Genomic DNA, 571 nt, shown 5'->3' on the forward strand with positions numbered 1-571 from the left:
CGGTCTCCGGCGGCGCGGTGTCCGGGGCAGGCTCAAAAGTGTCGATCGGCTGCTGCGGCGCCGCGGTCTCCGGCGGCGCGGTGTCCGGGGCAGGCTCGAAAGTGTCGATCGGCTGCTGCGGCGCCGCGGTCTCCGCCGGCGGCGCGGTCTCCGGCGGCGGCGCGGTCTCCGGCGGCGGCGCGGTCTCCGGCGGCGCGGTGTCCGGGGCAGGCTCAAAAGTGTCGATCGGCTGCTGCGGCGCCGCGGTCTCCGGCGGCGCGGTGTCCGGGGCAGGCTCGAAAGTGTCGATCGGCTGCTGCGGCGCCGCGGTCTCCGCCGGCGGCGCGGTCTCCGGCGGCGGCGCGGTCTCCGGCGGCGGCGCGGTCTCCGGCGGCGGCGCGGTCTCCGGCGGCGCGGTGTCCGGGGCAGGCTCGAAAGTGTCGATCGGCTGCTGCGGCGCCGCGGTCTCCGGCGGCAGCGCGGTCTCCGGCGGCAGCGCGGTCTCCGGCGGCAGCGCGGTCTCCGGCGGCAGCGCGGTCTCCGGCGGCAGCGCGGTCTCCGGCGGCAGCGCGGTCTCCGGCGGCAGCGCGGT

Annotated in this window: 1 pseudogene; it reads right to left on the reverse strand. The window is 80.2% G+C overall.

The annotated features are described in order from the left end of the window. Positions 1-571: pseudogene (locus PKE99_RS38515) on the reverse strand (hypothetical protein); the annotation flags it as partial.

The sequence above is a fragment of the Pseudonocardia halophobica genome (assembly GCF_027922425.1).
Taxonomy (GTDB): Bacteria; Actinomycetota; Actinomycetes; order Mycobacteriales; family Pseudonocardiaceae; genus Pseudonocardia; species Pseudonocardia halophobica.